Origin of the sequence: Microvirga soli (assembly GCF_016734765.1) — a bacterium.
Lineage (GTDB): Bacteria > Pseudomonadota > Alphaproteobacteria > Rhizobiales > Beijerinckiaceae > Microvirga > Microvirga soli.
Genome location: NZ_JAERQE010000015.1, coordinates 1 through 17,113 on the forward strand (window position 1 = coordinate 1; position 17,113 = coordinate 17,113).

Genomic DNA, 17,113 nt, shown 5'->3' on the forward strand with positions numbered 1-17,113 from the left:
AAAGCCGCCCGATCCAAACGCTTTGCCGCAAGCCCTCCAGGTCGTCGCTCATGCAAAGGAGGTCTCGCATCCAGACAGCTAGTCCGCCAGATCCGCCAGGTGCCGGAGCTTTTCGGGATTGCGGACGATATAGACCCCGACGATGCGGCCATCCTCGATGTCGAGCGCGGTGGTCTGCACCATGCCGTCCTGCTCGAGGGTGACGAAGCCCGGCAGCCCGTTGATCGGGCCCTTGTAGAGGATCGTGGGCAATTGGCCTGCGCTCTTGCGCGCCACGCCCAGGAACAAGCCGGCGACCCTGCGGAAACCGAACAGCGGGTTGAGCGCCGCGTTCCGGATGCCGCCGCCATCGGTGTAGGACACGACGTTCTCGGCGAGGAGATTGCGTAAGCCAGACAGATCGCCGCTGCGCGAGGCGGCGAAGAAGGCATCGGTCATCCGCTCGCCTTCCTCACGGTCGATGGCATAGCGCGGTCTTTCCGCCCGCACGTTCTTGCGGGCCCGCGCCGCAAGCTGGCGGCAGGCGGCCGGATCCCGATCGAGGGTCGCGGCGACCTCGTCGAAGCCGAGACCGAACACGTCGTGCAGGAGAAAGGCCGCGCGCTCCAGGGGCGAGAGCCGCTCCAGCGCCATCATCAGCGTCAGGGACAGGTCCTCGGCCGTATCCTCCTCCCGGTCGGCTTCCAGAACCGGCTCGGGCAGCCAGGGCCCGATATAGGTCTCGCGCTTCACGCGTGCCGATTTCAGAATGTCGAGGCACAGGCGCGTGACGGTCTTGGACAGGAAGGCGCCTGGCTCGCGCACGGCCGAGCGGTCCGTCTGGTGCCAGCGGATATAGGCCTCCTGCACCACATCCTCGGCCTCCGCGATGGAGCCAAGCATGCGGTAGGCGAGGCGGACCAGCCCCGGCCTGAGGGGCTGGAACCGGTCCGCGGCGTCGCCATCAGGCGGCAGCACGGCCAGCCTCGACCGGGTGGATCGACCGGAAGCCGATGGCCAGGCGATTCCAGGCATTGATGGCGCCGATCATCAGGGTCAGGTTGACCTGCTCGGCGGGCGTGAAGTGGCGGCTCAGTTCCGCATAATCCTCATCGGGAGCGTGAGTTTCGGCCACCAGCGTCAGGGCCTCGGTCCAGGCGAGGGCAGCCCGCTCGCGGTCGCTGTAGAGTGGGGATTCCCGCCAGGCGCTCAGGAGGTAGAGCCGCTCTTCGGTCTCGCCGTTGGCGCGGGCATCCTTGGTGTGCATGTGGATGCAATAGGCGCAGCCGTTGATCTGCGAGGCGCGGGTTTTCACCAGCTCCAACAGGCTGTGCTCCAGACCGCTGTTCTTGAGGGTCTTTTCGAGCTCGATCATCGGCTTCAGGGAGCCGGGGGCGACTTCGAAGGGAATCAACCGGGCTTTCATCGTCTTGGTCCTCATTGTCGTGTTGCTGACGATGCTAAGACGAGACGGGACGGCCCGATGTGACATGCGACCCAAAATTTTTTCGGCTTTCCGGGTCGATGTCGAGCGAATGCCCGACCACACGGTCAAAAGCCAAGGAACAGAAGATCGAGCGCCCGCTTGATAGCATCCTGATCGGAGGCGAGCGAACCCACAGGACGCTGCAGTTCACGCGCTGGGATCGATCCCATGAGCGGAATCATGACCACGAGATCTCGTCCATCGATGCTCACCATCGGCGTCAACTCGGTGATGACCTTTGTCTCGCTTTTCAGGAAGAGCGGCGCAACCATGCGGGTGGCGATGGGCTCCAGGATGTTGGATTGCAGATCGACCACAAGGCTGCCGGAGCGGCCGACCCCGGTATAAACGTTGAACTGGCTCATCAGAATTGCCGGAATTCATCCAGGGGCAATCCATCCCGTTCGATCATGTCGTTGTACGCTTCTATGGCGTCTTTGTTATCTTCAAGCCAGCGGGCTCTCCGGGCCTCCACGACCGAGTGAGCCAAACCGCGTTCGCAGGCCTGGGAAACGTTGATGTTGAGGGCTTTCGCCTCAGCCACAAGCTCGACGAGAAGGGTGACGTTGGTGGGACGTCGATCCCTTATTGCTCCAACGGGCTTGGACATCGCGACACCTCCCGAATACGTATGCGCATAATATATGCGCATATAAGCCTGAGTAAACCCGTCGACGCTGTCTAAAAATCGCTTGCCAGGCCCTTCACCTCCCAATCGTCATAGCGGACGGGCTCGAGGCCGCCGCGGCCCTGGAGTTCCTTCTGCTTGGCGATCTCGGCCGCGCGGGCGTCGATGTCGAGGCGGCGCTGGGCCGCTTCCTCGAGCGCCCGCTGGGCCGCGGGTGACAGTGGCTTGCCGGGGGCCGCGCCTTCGACGGGGCGATCCGCGGGGATGTTGTCGTTCGTGCTCATGAGAGGCCTTATACCGATTCCCGCTCCTCTTGGGAGAGAGCTGGACCATTCCCACATAGGGGCTGGAGGATGAATGTCGTGCTGACCACGAGGTGGAGACCCCGATGAACACCGTCAAGACCGGAATGCTGCTGGCCGGCCTCATGGCCCTGTTCGGCGTCGTCGGCTATTTTCTCGGCGGCGGCACCGGCATGATGATTGCGCTCGGCTTTGGCCTGGCCACCAACCTCTTCGCCTACTGGAACTCGGACCGGCTGGCGCTCGCCGCCCATCACGCCGTCGAGGTGGACGAGCGCACCGCGCCGGAACTGGTGCAGATGGTGCGCGATCTCAGCCAGCGCGCAGGCCTGCCCATGCCGCGGGTCTATCTCATCGACAACCCGCAGCCCAATGCGTTCGCCACAGGGCGCAACCCGGAAAATGCGGCGGTCGCCGCCACCACGGGCCTGCTCAACATGCTCTCCCGCGACGAGATCGCCGGCGTGATGGCGCACGAGCTCGCCCACATCAAGAACCGCGACACGCTGATCATGACGGTGAGCGCAACGGTGGCCGGCGCCATCGCGACGCTCGCCCAGTTCGGCTTCCTCTTCGGCGGACGCGGCGACGAGCGGCCGAACCCCATCGTGATGCTGGCCACCGCGCTGCTGGCACCCCTTGCCGCCATGATCATCCAGATGGCGATCAGCCGCTCGCGGGAATACGACGCCGACCGGATGGGCGCGGCGATCTCCGGCCAGCCCCTGGCGCTGGCCTCGGCGCTCGCCCGCATCGCCGGCGGCGTGGCGCATATCCCGAACCCGGATGCGGAGCGGCGGCCTGCCACCGCCTCCCTCTTCATCATCAACCCGCTGTCGGGACAGGGGGTGGACAACCTGTTCTCGACCCATCCCGCGACCGAAAACCGGATTGCGGCGCTCCACGCTTTGGCGCAGGAGATGGGCTCGACGCCGCAAAGCGGCTTCTTCACGCAGAGTTCGGCGGGCCCCTGGGGCTCGGCTGGGGGCTCCAGCGGCACCCGCCGCGGGCCTTGGGGATAAGCTTTTGAGTCAATCGGACGAACAAACGGGCCTCGGCCCCCGCCGCCTCGCCTGGATGGCCGTGACGGAGACCCTCAAGCGGCGCGTGCCGCTCGACGACGTGATGGAGGAACTCGCCCGCGCGGAGAACCTCTCCTCCCGCGACGAGGCGCTGGCCAGGGCCATCGCCATCGTGACCTTCCGGCGCCTCGGCACCCTCGGGCATGCCCTGCGTGAGCGGCTCAACAAGCCGCCGAAGGACGAGCGCCTGATGCATCTCCTCGCCACCGGGGCGGCGCAGATCCTGTACCTCGACGTGCCCGACCACGCAGTCGTCGACAGCGCGGTGCAGCTCGCGCAGAACGATCCCAAGCTCCATCACGCGGGCGGCTTCATCAATGCCGTCCTGCGCCGGGTCGCCCGCGAGCGCGAGGCGATTCTGGCCGAGAACGACCCATGGCTCGACACGCCCACATGGCTGGAGGAGCGCTGGATCGCGCAATACGGCGAGGAGCTCGCCACCAGAATTGCCGAGGCGCACCGTTCGCTTGCCTCCGTCGACCTGACGGTGAAGAGCGATCCGGAATCCTGGGCCGAGCGTCTGGGCGGCGTTCTCCTGCCCACGGGCAGCATCCGCCTGAAGGAACGCACCGCCATCCGCGAGTTGCCCGGTTTCGAGGCCGGTGAATGGTGGGTGCAGGATGCCGCCGCAGCCCTGCCGGCCCGCCTGCTCAACCCGAAGCCCGGCGAGCGCATCGCGGATCTCTGCGCCGCCCCTGGCGGCAAGACCGCCCAATTGGCCGCCGCCGGCGCCGAGGTGCTTGCGGTCGACCGCTCGGCCAAGCGTCTGATTCGGCTGGAGGAAAACCTCGCCCGCCTGAACCTGAAGGCCGAGACCCGCGCGATCGATGCGGAAAAGCTCGACGCCGCGCCCTTCGACGCCATCCTGCTCGATGCCCCGTGCTCCGCCACCGGCACCATTCGCCGCCATCCGGACGCGGCCTGGACCAAGGGCGAGGAGGACATCCGCAAGCTCGCCGGGCTCCAGAGCCGCCTCCTCGACAAGGCGGCCGGCCTGCTCAAACCCGGCGGGCGGCTCGTCTACTGCACCTGTTCCCTGGAAGCCGAGGAAGGCGAGCGGCAGGCGGAAAGCTTCCTGTCGCGTCATCCTGATTTCGCCCGCGTGCCCGTCACCCCTGACGAGATCGGCGGCTTCGACGAGTGCATCACGCGGGACGGGGATCTGCGGACCCTGCCGAGCCAATTGGCGCTGGCGGAGCATGACCGCTCCGGCCTCGACGGCTTCTTTGTCGCACGGTTTGTGCACAAAGGTTCGTAAAGATAGTGAATCGTCTCTTACCGGGTGTTAACCGGTCAGCAGGAACTCCTCACTTAAGTTGGCTTGGATTCAAGCGAACAAGAGGAGCGCCACGGGTGGATTTCGGGCCGGATCGCTGGCGTTTGTACAGGCTTGCCCTTCGCGAGGCAGGCCGCGCCACGCGTGAAAGCATGGTCTGGAGCTTGTCCCGGCTCTCCAGCGCTCCCGTGCCCACGCGGCTGCTCTTCGCCCCGCAGGATCTGCGCACGGCCGATCCCACCATCGCGACCGACATCTATTCCGGCTTCTTCGCCTTTTCGGGCCGCGCCGTCACCACGGGCGGGCGCTCGCCCTTTGCGTTCAATCCCCCGAGCCGCGCCTGGGGCGAGGCGCTCTACGGCTTCGGCTGGCTGCGCCACCTGCGTGCCGCCGGCACCGCGCTGGCCCAGGCCAATGCCCGCTCGCTGGTCGACGAGTTCGTCACCTCCAAGCTCGGCGACAGGCGCATCGCCTGTAGCACCGAGATCACCGCGCGCCGGCTCATGTCCTTCATCAGCCAGTCGCCGCTGATCCTGGAAGGGGCCGACCACGCCTTCTACCAGCGATTCCTGAAGATCATCGGGCAGCATGTGCGGATTCTGGAACGCCAGATCCGCGCCGGCGCCCTGCCCTATCAGCAGCTCATGGCCGGGATCGCGCTCTGCTATGCGGGCCTGTGCTGCGAGGGGCTCGACCGCTCCTTACGCCGCGCGACCCGCCTGCTCGCCCGCGAGCTCGACCGGCAGATCCTGGCCGATGGCGGCCATGCGAGCCGCAATCCGCGCATTGTCGTCGAGCTGCTGTTCGATCTTCTCCCCTTGCGCCAGATGTTCGCCAGCCGCGAGGTCGACACGCCCGAGGCGCTGCTGCACTCTATCGACCGCATGCTGCCGATGGTTCGGCTGTTCCGGCACGGGGACGGCACGCTCTCGCATTTCAACGGCATGGGCGTCACGGCGGCCGATCATCTCGCAACGCTGCTCACTTATGACGACATGCGCAGCCAGCCGATCCACCACGCGCCCCATTCGGGCTATGAGCGGCTGGAGGCCGGGCGCACCCTGGTGGTGGCCGATGTGGGCGCGCCGCCGCCGCGGCCCCTGTCGCAGGAAGCGTCCGCCGGCTGCCTGTCCTTCGAGTTCTCGAGCGCCGCGCAGCGCATCGTGGTCAACTGCGGCATGCCGCAGATCGCCGCCGAGGCAATCATCCAGGCCTCGCGCTCGACCGCCGCGCATTCCACCGCCTCCATCAACGACATCTCCTCCTGCCAGATCGTCGACAAGAAGGGGAGCTGGTTGCAGCGCCGGATGTCCGCCTGGCTTCTGCGCCGGGTCGGTCCGGTCATCCTCAGCGGCCCGGAGCGGGTGACGGCGGAGCGCAGCGAGCGCGAGCACGCGCAGCTTCTCTCCGCCAGCCACGACGGCTACAAGGCGCGCTTCGGGATCACCCACGAGCGGCGCTGGCAGCTCGCCCCCAAGGGCAACGTGCTTGAAGGCGAGGACAATTTCTGGAGCGAAGGCGGCAACGCTGGAACGGCCCAGGCCATCATCCGATTTCATCTCGCGCCCGGCATCAAGGCGAGCCTTGCCCAGGGCGGCCGCGTGGTGATGCTGGTGCTGCCCAACCGCGAGGCCTGGCAGTTCTCGGCGGTCCCCATCGAGGCCGAGATCGACGACAGCGTGTTTCTGGCCACCGCCGACGGCCTGCGCCGCACCGAACAGATCGTGCTGACGGTCCGCCCGAGCGAGACGCCTTCCGTGCGCTGGCGCTTCGAGCGCCTGGCGCGCACGTTCAGCGCCGAGCAGCCTGCGGAGCAGGCGGAGCTGATTTGAGGGCACCTCTACCGAGCTCCACGGAATTCCCATGAGTGCTGATTCATCAGTGCGATGCACCCATCTCCCCTCCCCCTTGTGGGGAGGGGTGGCTGCGAAAGCAGCCGGGGTGGGGGTGTTGGCGCCTGACCTTCATAGGCTATCGCTCACACCCCCACCTCCCACTCCTCCCCACAAGGGGGAGGAGGGTTGCCAGCACTTTGTGAACCACCGTCTGACGGCTCAGAAACCTCGCTTCAGGGCGGCGGATTCATCTTCCACCATTCGTCGACGCGGGGTTCAGGCTCGCGCCACACGCCGATATCGCGCAACGCATGGTCGTTGAGATGCTCCAACCTCTGCAACGCCCGCCGCTCGGTGAAGCGATTCCACGACGCAGCAATACCCGTCACCCAGGACACAACAATCCTGATGGCGCGAATGACCGGGTAGAAGCGGGGCTTGCGTTTTGGCGTATGGAAAAGGGTGTTCATGCTTGCTCCTCACAATCGACATGAGGAGAGCAGAGAACGTCAGGACCCTACCCGCCTCGGGAGGGTCCTCGGGAATGATCACGCACGCATCAGCGCAATACCCATCCCGCGCACCCTTTGAGGTACGTGAATTTATGGGTAAGCCAGGATGCGCGGTTAATCATGACAGGAGTCCTAGCAGAGGTTATATCATCCGCCAAGCTATTTGAACGTTTGAGATCGTCACGGCTCCATAAGCAAAGGAGGGTCAATGAAGCGATTTGTTGTCATTTCCGGCTGTTCGGGCGGTGGCAAATCCACTTTGCTCGCTGAGCTTGGCAGGCGTGGACACCCCATCGTGGAGGAGCCTGGCCGACGGATCGTCAGACAGGAACTGCAAAAAGGAGGGGTGGCGCTTCCCTGGAAGGACGAAAAGGCCTTTTCTCATCGTGCAATCGTTATGGCCCTGGAAGATCGAGCGGCGGCAGCCGCTTGGAATGGGTGGGTATTTTTTGACAGGAGCCTAGTGGACGCTGCGGCTTTCCTACAGCACCTGACACATGAGCCGGTTCTCACCTCACTCGCTCAGTTGCATCGCTACCACCAAACTGTGTTCTTCACGCCGCCGTGGCCGGAAATCTACGCAAATGATCCAGAGCGGCGTCACGATATGGCAGCAGCGGAAGCTGAATACTCTCGCCTGCTGGAGGCTTACCCTATGCTTGGGTACAAGGTTTCTATTCTGCCCAAGATTAGTGTGTCGGAGCGTGCCGATATCATCGAGAAGGCTCTAGCAGATGAATGACGTCGTTCGATTCCATGGAATGCCAATGAACAGCAACAACGGATTTGCCAGCTATTGCGCAAGTGTGCGGCCCGAAACTCGGCCCCTCCCCGGTTCCCATCCTTAGCCTCCCGTGCTATCGCGCCCGCATCTTCTTCCTTGATGGAGCGGCCGTCATGCCTAGCGATCTGAAGCGCGTGTCCTGTGCTCTGCTTTCCGTATCCGACAAGACGGGTCTCGTGGACTTTGCCCGCGCGCTCCATGAGCGCGGCATCGAGCTGGTCTCCACCGGCGGCACGCATAAAAGCTTGAGCGAAGCGGGCCTGCCCGTGAAGGACGTGAGCGAGCTCACGGGATTCCCTGAGATGATGGACGGGCGCGTGAAGACGCTGCACCCGGCGGTTCATGGCGGCCTCCTGGCGATCCGCGCCAACCCGGAGCATCAGGCGGCGATGCTCGCCCACGGGATCCAGGCCATCGACCTGCTGGTGGTAAACCTCTACCCGTTCGAGGCGACGGTCGCGGCCGGCCGCTCTTACGACGACTGCATCGAGAACATCGATATCGGCGGTCCCGCCATGATCCGCGCGGCGGCCAAGAACCACGGCGATGTGGCCGTGGTGGTGGACGGCGCCGATTACGCGGCGGTTCTCGACGATCTCGCGCAATACGACGGCTCGGTCACGCTGACCCTGCGCCGGCGCTTGGCGCAGAAGGCCTATTCGCGCACGGCCGCCTACGATGCCGCGATCTCCAACTGGTTCGCGAACGAGCTTGGCGAGGCCACCCCGCCGTTCCGCGCGCTCGGCGGCTCGATTGCCGAGGTGATGCGCTACGGCGAGAACCCGCACCAGTCTGCCGCCTTCTACCGCACACCGGAAAACCGCCCCGGCGTCGCCACGGCCCGGCAAGTGCAGGGCAAGCAGCTCTCCTACAACAACATCAACGACACGGATGCGGCCTATGAGGCCGTGGCTGAGTTCGATCCAGGCCGTTCGGCCGCCATCGTGATCGTCAAGCACGCCAATCCGTGCGGCGTGGCGGAGGGTACGAGCCTGCGCGAGGCTTACGAGAAGGCCCTGCGCTGCGATCCGGTCTCGGCCTTCGGCGGCATCGTCGCCATGAACCGCATGCTCGATGCGGAGGCCGCCAAGGCCATCACCGAGATCTTCACCGAGGTGATCATCGCGCCCGACGCGAGCGAGGAGGCCATTGCCATCGTGGCCGCCAAGAAGAACCTGCGCCTGCTGCTCGCCAGCTCCCTGCCCGATCCGCGCGCGCCGGGGCTGACGCTGCGCACGGTGGCCGGCGGCTTCCTGGCGCAGAACCGCGACAACGCGGTGGTCGACGCCATGGACCTGAAGGTCGTGACGAAGCGCGCGCCCACGGAGCAGGAGCTCGCGGATCTGCGGTTCGCCTTCCGGGTCGCCAAGCACGTGAAGTCGAACGCCATCGTGTACGCGAAGGACCTCGCCACGGTGGGCATCGGCGCCGGCCAGATGAGCCGCGTCGATTCCTCCCGCATCGCCGCCTGGAAGGCTGCGGAAGCCGCGAAAGCCGCAAACCTGCCTGAGACCCTCGCCAAGGGCTCGGTGGTCGCCTCAGACGCCTTCTTCCCCTTCGCGGACGGCCTGCTTGCCGCGGCAGAAGCCGGAGCCACCGCGGTGATCCAACCCGGCGGCTCCATGCGCGACGACGAAGTCATCAAAGCCGCCGACGAGGCAGGGCTCGCCATGGTGTTCACGGGACACCGGCATTTCAGGCATTGACCATAGCGTCATTCCGGGGCTGCGCAGCAGAACCTGGGATCGCTTCCAAATACTCCTCGTCATGGCCGGGCTCGTCCCGGCCATCCACGTCTTTGAGCGGGTTTGAAACGTGCATGCCCCGAACAAGTCCGGGCATGATGGAAAGAAGCGTCACACCCTGCACCCGATCCCGGATCGTCGCTGCGCTCCGTCCGGGATGACATTTCTCCTCACCCTCCCCATCTGAAGCGGAGCAGAAGGAGACCCTGATGATCATCACCACGACACCCACCATCGAAGGCCGCCGCATCGGTTCCTATCGCGGCATCGTCTCGGGCGAGGCGATTCTCGGCGCCAACGTGTTCCGCGATTTCTTCGCCTCCATCCGCGACGTGGTGGGCGGACGTGCGGGCTCCTACGAGCGGGTTTTGCGCGACGGACGAGACACGGCCCTGCAGGAGATGATCGAGGAGGCGCAGCGCCTCGGCGCGCATGCCATCGTGGGCGTTCACCTGGATTACGGAGCGCTGGGCAAGAACGAAGGCATGATGATGGTGTCAGTCAGCGGCACGGCGGTGACGCTGGAGTGATCCGCTTCGCTGTCATTCCTGCGAAGGCGTGGAGACAGCGTGGTTCAACCTCGGTGTCATTCCCGGCCGTAGCGCAGCGAAGGGGAAGGGAATCCACTCACAGGCGCGGCACTATGGATCCCCTTCCCGGCCTCACGGCCGCCGGGGATGACAAGGGGGTGCGATCTCACACCCGCTTCACACCGCTCAACAGCCAGAAGCCCACGAGCAGGAACAGGATCAGCACAGCCGGTCCGGCTGCTTGCGTCTGAAAGATCGCGGTTGCCACAGCGACTGCGAGTGGCGCGAGGAAGGACGTCACCTTGCCTGAAAGCGCGAGCAGCCCGAAATAGCGCCCGGCTGCCTCGGCCGGCACGAGCCGCGCCAGCAGGCTGCGCGAGGATGCCTGCAACGGACCCGCCACGGCGCCGATGACGAGGCCGAGCAGTACGAACACCTTTTCCGGCGCGGAGCCGTAGAGGCCGTCATCGGGTGCAGGTGGCGCGGTCGGCACCACGAAGAAGATGGAGTCGCGCCCCAGCGACAGAATGCCGACGCAGACGAGCGCCAGGAGGACGATGGCGCCGAGGATTACGGGCTTGGCCCCGATGCGGTCGTCGAGCCGCCCGCCGATCAGCGCCCCGATGGTACCGGTGATGGTGAGCATGATGCCGAAGAGCCCGAGCTCGATGGCCTGCCAGCCGAATACGCCGGCCCCGTAAATGCCCCCGAACGCGAAGAGCGCCACCAGCGCATCCTGATAGACCATGTTGGCCAGGAGGAAGCGCCCGACGCTCGGGTGGCGCCGTGCATCGGCAAGGGTGTTCCTCACCTGCTCCAAGCCCTGTCGCGCGGCCGCGTTCAGGCTTATGCCCGAGCGTCGGATATCCGGGGTGAGCAGAAACAACGGCAGCACGAAGACGAGAAACCACAGGGCCGAGAACGGACCTGTGATGCGGTCGCCCTCGCGTGTTGCCGGATCGAGCCCGAAGAGCGGATCCAGGCCGAACACGGTCTTCATCGAAGTGGGGTCGGCGGCGAGAAAGCCCAGGACGATCACGAGCGACACGAGCCCGCCGAGATAGCCCATCGCCCATCCGGTGCCTGAGAGGCGTCCATAGCGCTCCGGCGGCACGAGATGCGGGATCATGGCGTTGTTGAACACGGCGGCCACTTCCACGGCTACCGTTCCGAAGGCAAAGCCAATTAATGCAATGGGAATGGCATAGGATTGCCCGGGCGCGGCATACCAGAGCGCGAAGGACGCGATGACCAGCACGAGGCCGCAGGCTGCGATCCAGGGCTTCTTCGGCCCCGTGGCATCGGCGATGGAGCCGAGCACCGGCGAGAGAACGGCGAGCACGAGCCCAGCCGCCGCCGTCGCGTAGCCCCAGAGGCTCTGACCGCTTACAGGGTCGGAGGCCAGCACCGATGCGAAATAAGGCGCGAACACGAAGGTGGTGACCAGCGTGAAGAAGGGCTGGCACGCCCAGTCGAACAGGAGCCAGCCCAGGATGGCCGGACGTGAGGCGCTTCGTGAAGGCGCGAGGGGATTGATGTCTCTCACCGATGTCCCTCGCTGTCTTCGTTCAGGTTTGTATCAGCGTCTCACGTCGTCCGCGCCAGATCGCCCAAAAGGCTTGCCGCGACGGTGATCTTCGACAGGGTCAGGCCCGACGACACGATGCCGTCGACCGCGCTCCGTATGCGGTTGACGTCGGCACCGCGCTTCTCGCTCCAGGCGCGCACGGCTTCTGCTCCGGAAGCTTCATGAGCGGACACCTCGGCGGTCAGGCCGCGATGGGCATAGGCGATGCTGTCGATGGCTCGGTCCAGCGCCAGACGGTCGTAGTAATCGCTGACGCTGATGTCCTGCGCGGCCCCGATCAGCGCACCGAGACGGAATGAGGCCTCGAGCGCGAAGTGGGTGCAGGCGATCTCAGCCACCGGTTTGCCGGTCTTCTGCGCCGTCTGCACGATGTCGGGCGCTGCAACGAGGTCGGACAGCGACGCGATGCGCCGCGCCAGGTCCTCGGGAACACCCTCATCAACCAGCGACCGCGTGCGCACGTCCCACACCGTCTTGGCCTCGGGAGAGAGCGCGTCGCCAAGGCTCTTCTCGACTTCCGCGATGCCGGCCTGGTAGGTGCCGATGATCTGGTCGAGGGAGTGATTGACGAAGTCCACGTTGCGGATGAACCAGACGATCCGGTTCATGAGCAGATCCTGCAACTCGCCGTAGAGGCGCAGCTGCACCTGGCCCGGCACGATGCCGTCGAGGGCATCGATGGCAATGTTCATCTCGGTGAGATTGAAGGAATCGCGTGTGGCCGCATAGGCCGCCGCGATGGTCGGCGCATCGGCGCCGGTCTGGTCCACCAGGCGGGCCACCATGGTCGGACCGCCCCGGTTGATGATCGCGTTCGCAAGCTGCGTCGCGATGATCTCGCGCCGCAGGCGATGGCCTGCGATCGCGTCGGGGAAGCGCTCGCGCATCTCGGCCGGGAAGTAGCGGTCGAGCTCCTTGCCGAGATAGGGATCGTCCGGCACCGGGCTCTCCAGCAGCGCGTCGTGCAAGGAGAGCTTGGCATAGGCCAGGAGCACCGCGAGCTCCGGCCGCGTCAGCGCCTCGCCGCGCCGAGCGCGCTCGGCGAGCGTCGAGTCGTCAGGCAGGTATTCCACCGCGCGGTTGAGGCGGCCATCCGCCTCCAGCATGTGCATGAGCCGGCGCGCGAAGCCAAGATCGGCGAAACCGCGCTGCTCGGAGAGCGACAGCGCCAGACTCTGCAGGTAGTTGTTGCGCAGCACCAGCGCGGCAACGTCCTCGGTCATGTCCGCAAGCAGAGCGTTGCGCTGCTCGTCCGAGAGGCGTCCGTCGCGTTCCGGCGTGGTCAGCGCGATCTTGATGTTCACCTCCACGTCGGAGGTGTTCACGCCCGCCGAGTTGTCGATGGCATCCGTGTTGAGGCGCACGCCCTTCTGGGCCGCCTCGATGCGCCCGCGCTGGGTCATGCCCAGATTGGCGCCCTCGCCGATCACCTTGGCGCGCACATCAGGGCCGGCGATGCGGATCGCATCGTTGGCGCGGTCGCCCACCTGTTCGTCCGTCTCGGTCGAGGCGCGGACATAGGTGCCGATGCCGCCGAACCAGAGCAGGTCGACGCGGGCTTTCAGGATTGCGTTCATCACCTCGGCGGGTGTGGCTTCCGGCTTGTCGAGGTCGAGCAACGCACGCACTTCGGCCGAAAGCGGAATCGATTTCGCATTGCGCGGGAAGATACCGCCACCGGCCGAGATCAGCGCCTTGTCGTAATCCTGCCAGCTGGAGCGGGGCAGGTTGAACAGGCGCTCGCGCTCCAGATAAGTCGCCTCCGGATCCGGGTTCGGATCGAGGAAGATGTCGCGATGGTCGAAGGCGGCCACGAGCTTCAGCGCCCGCGACAGCAGCATGCCGTTGCCGAACACGTCACCCGACATATCGCCCACGCCCGCCACCGTGACCGGAGTGGTCTGGATGTCGATGTCGATCTCGCGGAAGTGGCGCTTCACCGCCTCCCAGGCACCACGGGCCGTGATGCCCATCTTCTTGTGGTCGTAGCCCTGGCTGCCGCCGGACGCGAAGGCATCGCCGAGCCAGTGGCCCTTCTCGATGGACAGCGCATTTGCCGTATCGGAGAAGGTGGCCGTGCCCTTGTCGGCCGCGACCACGAGGTAGGGATCGTCGCCATCGTGGCGCACCGTATCCGGCGGCGGGACGATGCTGTCGCCGACGATGTTGTCGGTGATCTGCAGCATCGTGCGCACGAAGATGCGGTAACTCTCGGTGCCCTCGGCGAGCCAGGCCTGCCGGTCGCTCGCGGGCGGCAGGTGCTTGGGCACGAAGCCGCCCTTGGCGCCCACCGGCACGATGACGGCGTTCTTCACCTGCTGCGCCTTCACGAGGCCCAAGACCTCCGTGCGGAAATCCTGCGGCCGGTCGGACCAGCGCAGACCCCCGCGCGCTACCTTGCCGAAGCGCAGGTGCACGCCTTCGACACGAGGCGAGTAGACGAAGATTTCGTAGAGAGGCCGGGGCAGCGGCAGACCTTCCACCTTGGCGCATTCGAACTTGAACGCGATGGTCTGGCGCGGCAGGCCGTTGTCTTCGAGCTGGAAGAAGTTGGTGCGGGTCGCCGCATCGATCAGGTTGATGAAGCGGCGCAGGATCCGGTCGTCGTCCAGGCTCGTGACCTGCTTCAGCTGCCCCTCGATCCGCTCGCGGATCACGGCCTCGGCGCCCTCGCGGCCCTTCTCGTAGCGCGGGTCGAAGCGGGCGTAGAAGAGCTTCACGAGATCGGCCACGATGGCGCCGTGACGCGCCAGCGTTTCGGCGATGTAATCCTGCGCGTAGGTGACCTGGATCTGGCGCAGGTAGCGGCCGAACGCGCGGATCATGGCCACATCGCGCCAGCCGAGACCGGCTTCGAGCACGAGGCGGTTGAAGCCGTCGGATTCCGCAAGGCCCCGGAAGAGCGCAAGCAGCGCCGCCTCAATGAGCGCCTGGATCTCGTCGATCTCGATTGTGCCGCCTGCGGCGCGCTCCAGGGTCATGTCGTGGAGCCACACCCGGTCCGAGCCTGCAAAGGCCACACGATAGGTTCGCTCGTTCACCACCCGGAAGCCGAGATTTTCCAGGAGCGGCACGCGGTCCGACAGGGGCATCGACTGGTTGAGCGAGAACACCTTCAGGTTCACGCGGGTGTCGGGATCGCCTTCGCGGCGATAGAGGTCGACGGCGCGAGGGCGCGCCTCCGAGAGCTGCTCCAGCAGGCTGATGTCCTGGATCACCTGCTCGGCCCCGAAGGCCTCGCGATAGGCGGCGCTGAACGCCTCGCCGTAGCGGGATGCGAGCGCGCGCGCCTTCGCGCCGCCGACGGAAGCGTCGAGCGCATCGCGCAGCGCATCGCTCCAGGTGCGCACGATGGCGGAGATCCCCTTCTCGAGGGTCTCGCGGGCGACCTGCGGAGTCTGCCCCTCGTCACGGCCGATGATGTAGTGGGTGCGCGCGAGCGGACCTTCCGGATAGGACGGATAGGAGGCGGAGACGCGCCCCTCGTAGATGCCGGCGAGGAACTGGCCGATGCGCAGGCGCGCCTGCGTGTCGTATCGATCCTTCGGCACGAACACGAGCACCGACACGAAACGGTCGAACTCGTCGGCCCGTGCCAGCGCCCGCACCCGCGGACGCTCCGACAGATTCATGATGTCGATGGCGAAGTGGTAGAGCGTGTCCTCGTCGATCTGGAACAGCTCGTCGCGCGGATAATTCTCGAGCACGTTGAGAAGCGCGCGGCCGGCATAACTCGCCGGGTCGAAGCCCGCGCGGGCCGTGACCTTCGCCACCTTGAGGCGCAGATATGGCACCTCGCCGGTGGTGTTGGTGTAGGCGCTTGCAGTGAACAGGCCGACGACGCGCAGTTCCCCCTGCAGGTGGCCGTTCCCGTCGAAGAGCTTGATCCCGATATAGTCGAGATGCGCCCGGCGATGGACGCGGGACTTCACGTTCGCCTTGGTGATGATGAGCGCCTGGGGACGCGCAAGGAAGGCGCGGATTTCCGGCGACATGGAAACCAGATCGCGGCCGCGGCGCAGCACGCGCACGTTCGGGTCGCGCAGGAGGCCTAAGCCCGAACCCTCCACCGGATCGGCCGCGGTGTCGCCGGACGGCAGGCGGTATTCCCGCAATCCAAGGAAGGTGAAATTGTCCCGGGCGATCCAGTCGAGGAAGGCGATCGCCTCCTTCACCTCGTCATCCGGCAGCGGCGGAGGGTTGAGGCGGTAATTGTGCACGATCTCGGTCACGCGGGCACGCATGCCCGGCCAGTCGTGCACCGCCAGCGACACATCGCTGTGGACTCGCCGCATGGCCTCAATGATTCCGGCACGGGTCTCAGGATCGTCGATTCGGGGCAGGTGAATATGGATGAAGCTTTCGCGCTTCACGCCGAGCCGCAGGGCGGCGGTCGCCTCACCCACGAGGCGAACCAGCGCGCCGCTGGCGTCGCGCTCCACGGCCAGGATCGGATGGGCCACGAGAAGCGGGTCGTAGCCCTGGTCGACGATCTCAGCGAGGGTCGAGTCGAGCAGGAAGGGCATGTTGTCGTTGACGATCTCGAGCACCGTCACGTCCTGGCGCCGACCGTCGCGCTCGACTTCCACATCGAGGAGGCGGACATCCGCGCCATCAGCGGTGCGGGACGTCTTGAGATGCTCGAAAGCTTCCGCTGCGAGATCCGCCAGGGATTGAGGCGAGTAGAACGCGAGATCCTCGGACGGCACCCGCCCGTACAGATCGCGCACGAAGGTCGGAGGGGTGTCCTTGTGTCCGGCTTCCAGCACGGCGACGGCTTCCGCCGTCAACTCGCCTCCGCTGGTGGGTGTATCCAGCTTCATGCGCGCATCCTCTTATCGTCGTTGTTGCGGGAGCGTTGCCACAGAGCGGCAGGCGGCGCAAGGACAGCCTGCGGAAGCACGCTGTGCAGAGTTAAGTTATGGCTGCGCACGAACACTTTATGCTGCCTGAGCCTCATCAGACGCAAGATTCGTATCACCCCATTCCTTCATGGCCATGAGCACCGGCTCGAGACTCCGCCCGCGAACCGACAGGGCATATTCGACTCGGGGCGGCACCTGGGCATAGACCGTGCGGACGATGAGCCCGTCGGCCTCCAGTTCGCGCAGCTGATGCGTGAGCATGCGCTGCGTGACGTTGGGGATGAGCCGGCGCAGCTCGTTGAAGCGGAGCGTCCCGCGCAGGAGCTTGTAGAGCACGACGATCTTCCACTTGCCGTCGATGAGGCTGAGCGTGCGCTCGACGGCGCAGCCCTGAACTCCCGGAATTTTCGAAGACACCCTCGGCATCACGGTATCCTTTTTGACACTATGGGCTGTTTTTGTGCGTTCTTGCGGCATCCTACGCTATGCTCAACTATGTTT

15 protein-coding genes are annotated in these 17,113 nt (G+C 65.6%); 6 read left to right on the forward strand and 9 right to left on the reverse strand.

The window, feature by feature from the left end:
- Window positions 1-78: 78 nt before the first annotated feature.
- The 5 genes from JKL45_RS14290 to JKL45_RS14310 all read right to left on the reverse strand — a co-directional run bounded on the left by JKL45_RS14290 (window position 79) and on the right by JKL45_RS14310 (window position 2,377).
- Complete coding sequence (locus tag JKL45_RS14290) at window positions 79-957, reverse strand: sigma-70 family RNA polymerase sigma factor (protein WP_312896964.1); 879 nt, start codon at window positions 955-957, stop codon at window positions 79-81.
- Window positions 944-1,405, reverse strand: coding sequence for a carboxymuconolactone decarboxylase family protein (locus tag JKL45_RS14295; protein ID WP_201861935.1), 462 nt, complete (start codon window positions 1,403-1,405; stop codon window positions 944-946). Before JKL45_RS14295 ends, JKL45_RS14290 begins: the two co-directional genes overlap by 14 nt.
- A gap of 125 nt (window positions 1,406-1,530) precedes the next feature.
- Window positions 1,531-1,830, reverse strand: a complete 300-nt coding sequence (locus tag JKL45_RS14300) for a CcdB family protein (RefSeq protein WP_201861936.1) — start codon at window positions 1,828-1,830, stop codon at window positions 1,531-1,533.
- Window positions 1,830-2,075, reverse strand: a complete 246-nt coding sequence (locus tag JKL45_RS14305) for a type II toxin-antitoxin system CcdA family antitoxin (protein ID WP_201861937.1) — start codon at window positions 2,073-2,075, stop codon at window positions 1,830-1,832. The genes JKL45_RS14300 and JKL45_RS14305 overlap by 1 nt, the downstream gene beginning before the upstream one ends.
- A gap of 71 nt (window positions 2,076-2,146) precedes the next feature.
- Complete coding sequence (locus tag JKL45_RS14310; RefSeq protein WP_201861938.1) at window positions 2,147-2,377, reverse strand: DUF1674 domain-containing protein; 231 nt, start codon at window positions 2,375-2,377, stop codon at window positions 2,147-2,149.
- Between the two features lie 104 nt (window positions 2,378-2,481).
- On the opposite strand from JKL45_RS14310, the gene htpX reads away from it, so the two are divergent.
- The 3 genes from htpX (at window position 2,482) to JKL45_RS14325 (ending at window position 6,585) form a co-directional block, all read left to right on the forward strand.
- Entirely contained in the window at window positions 2,482-3,417 is a 936-nt protein-coding gene (htpX, locus tag JKL45_RS14315) for a zinc metalloprotease HtpX (protein ID WP_201861939.1), read from the forward strand.
- Between the two features lie 55 nt (window positions 3,418-3,472).
- Complete coding sequence (locus tag JKL45_RS14320; RefSeq protein ID WP_201862180.1) at window positions 3,473-4,735, forward strand: RsmB/NOP family class I SAM-dependent RNA methyltransferase; 1,263 nt, start codon at window positions 3,473-3,475, stop codon at window positions 4,733-4,735.
- A gap of 95 nt (window positions 4,736-4,830) precedes the next feature.
- Window positions 4,831-6,585, forward strand: a complete 1,755-nt coding sequence (locus JKL45_RS14325; protein WP_201861944.1) for a heparinase II/III family protein — start codon at window positions 4,831-4,833, stop codon at window positions 6,583-6,585.
- 236 nt (window positions 6,586-6,821) lie between these two features.
- Here JKL45_RS14325 and JKL45_RS14330 read toward each other — a convergent pair whose 3' ends face one another.
- Complete coding sequence (locus tag JKL45_RS14330) at window positions 6,822-7,058, reverse strand: hypothetical protein (RefSeq protein WP_201861945.1); 237 nt, start codon at window positions 7,056-7,058, stop codon at window positions 6,822-6,824.
- A gap of 250 nt (window positions 7,059-7,308) precedes the next feature.
- Between JKL45_RS14330 and JKL45_RS14335 the strand changes: the two genes are divergently transcribed.
- The 3 genes from JKL45_RS14335 (at window position 7,309) to JKL45_RS14345 (ending at window position 10,159) form a co-directional block, all read left to right on the forward strand.
- Window positions 7,309-7,842 carry an AAA family ATPase gene (locus tag JKL45_RS14335; RefSeq protein WP_201861946.1) on the forward strand — a complete coding sequence of 178 codons (534 nt, stop codon included), beginning with the start codon at window positions 7,309-7,311 and terminating at the stop codon, window positions 7,840-7,842.
- Window positions 7,843-7,997: 155 nt separating this feature from the next.
- Window positions 7,998-9,590 (forward strand): bifunctional phosphoribosylaminoimidazolecarboxamide formyltransferase/IMP cyclohydrolase, encoded by a 1,593-nt coding sequence (purH, locus tag JKL45_RS14340; RefSeq protein WP_201861948.1) that lies wholly within the window; start codon window positions 7,998-8,000, stop codon window positions 9,588-9,590.
- 248 nt (window positions 9,591-9,838) lie between these two features.
- On the forward strand, window positions 9,839-10,159 hold the full coding sequence (locus JKL45_RS14345; protein ID WP_027316776.1) for a heavy metal-binding domain-containing protein: 321 nt from the start codon (window positions 9,839-9,841) through the stop codon (window positions 10,157-10,159).
- Between the two features lie 166 nt (window positions 10,160-10,325).
- Here JKL45_RS14345 and JKL45_RS14350 read toward each other — a convergent pair whose 3' ends face one another.
- From JKL45_RS14350 to JKL45_RS14360, 3 genes are all read right to left on the reverse strand, one after another.
- Complete coding sequence (locus tag JKL45_RS14350; protein WP_201861950.1) at window positions 10,326-11,705, reverse strand: MFS transporter; 1,380 nt, start codon at window positions 11,703-11,705, stop codon at window positions 10,326-10,328.
- Window positions 11,706-11,746: 41 nt separating this feature from the next.
- Window positions 11,747-16,570, reverse strand: coding sequence for an NAD-glutamate dehydrogenase (locus tag JKL45_RS14355; RefSeq protein ID WP_201861953.1), 4,824 nt, complete (start codon window positions 16,568-16,570; stop codon window positions 11,747-11,749).
- Window positions 16,571-16,687: 117 nt separating this feature from the next.
- Window positions 16,688-17,038: a winged helix-turn-helix transcriptional regulator gene (locus tag JKL45_RS14360; RefSeq protein ID WP_201861954.1), complete on the reverse strand. Its 351-nt coding sequence runs from the start codon at window positions 17,036-17,038 to the stop codon at window positions 16,688-16,690.
- Window positions 17,039-17,113: the final 75 nt, after the last annotated feature.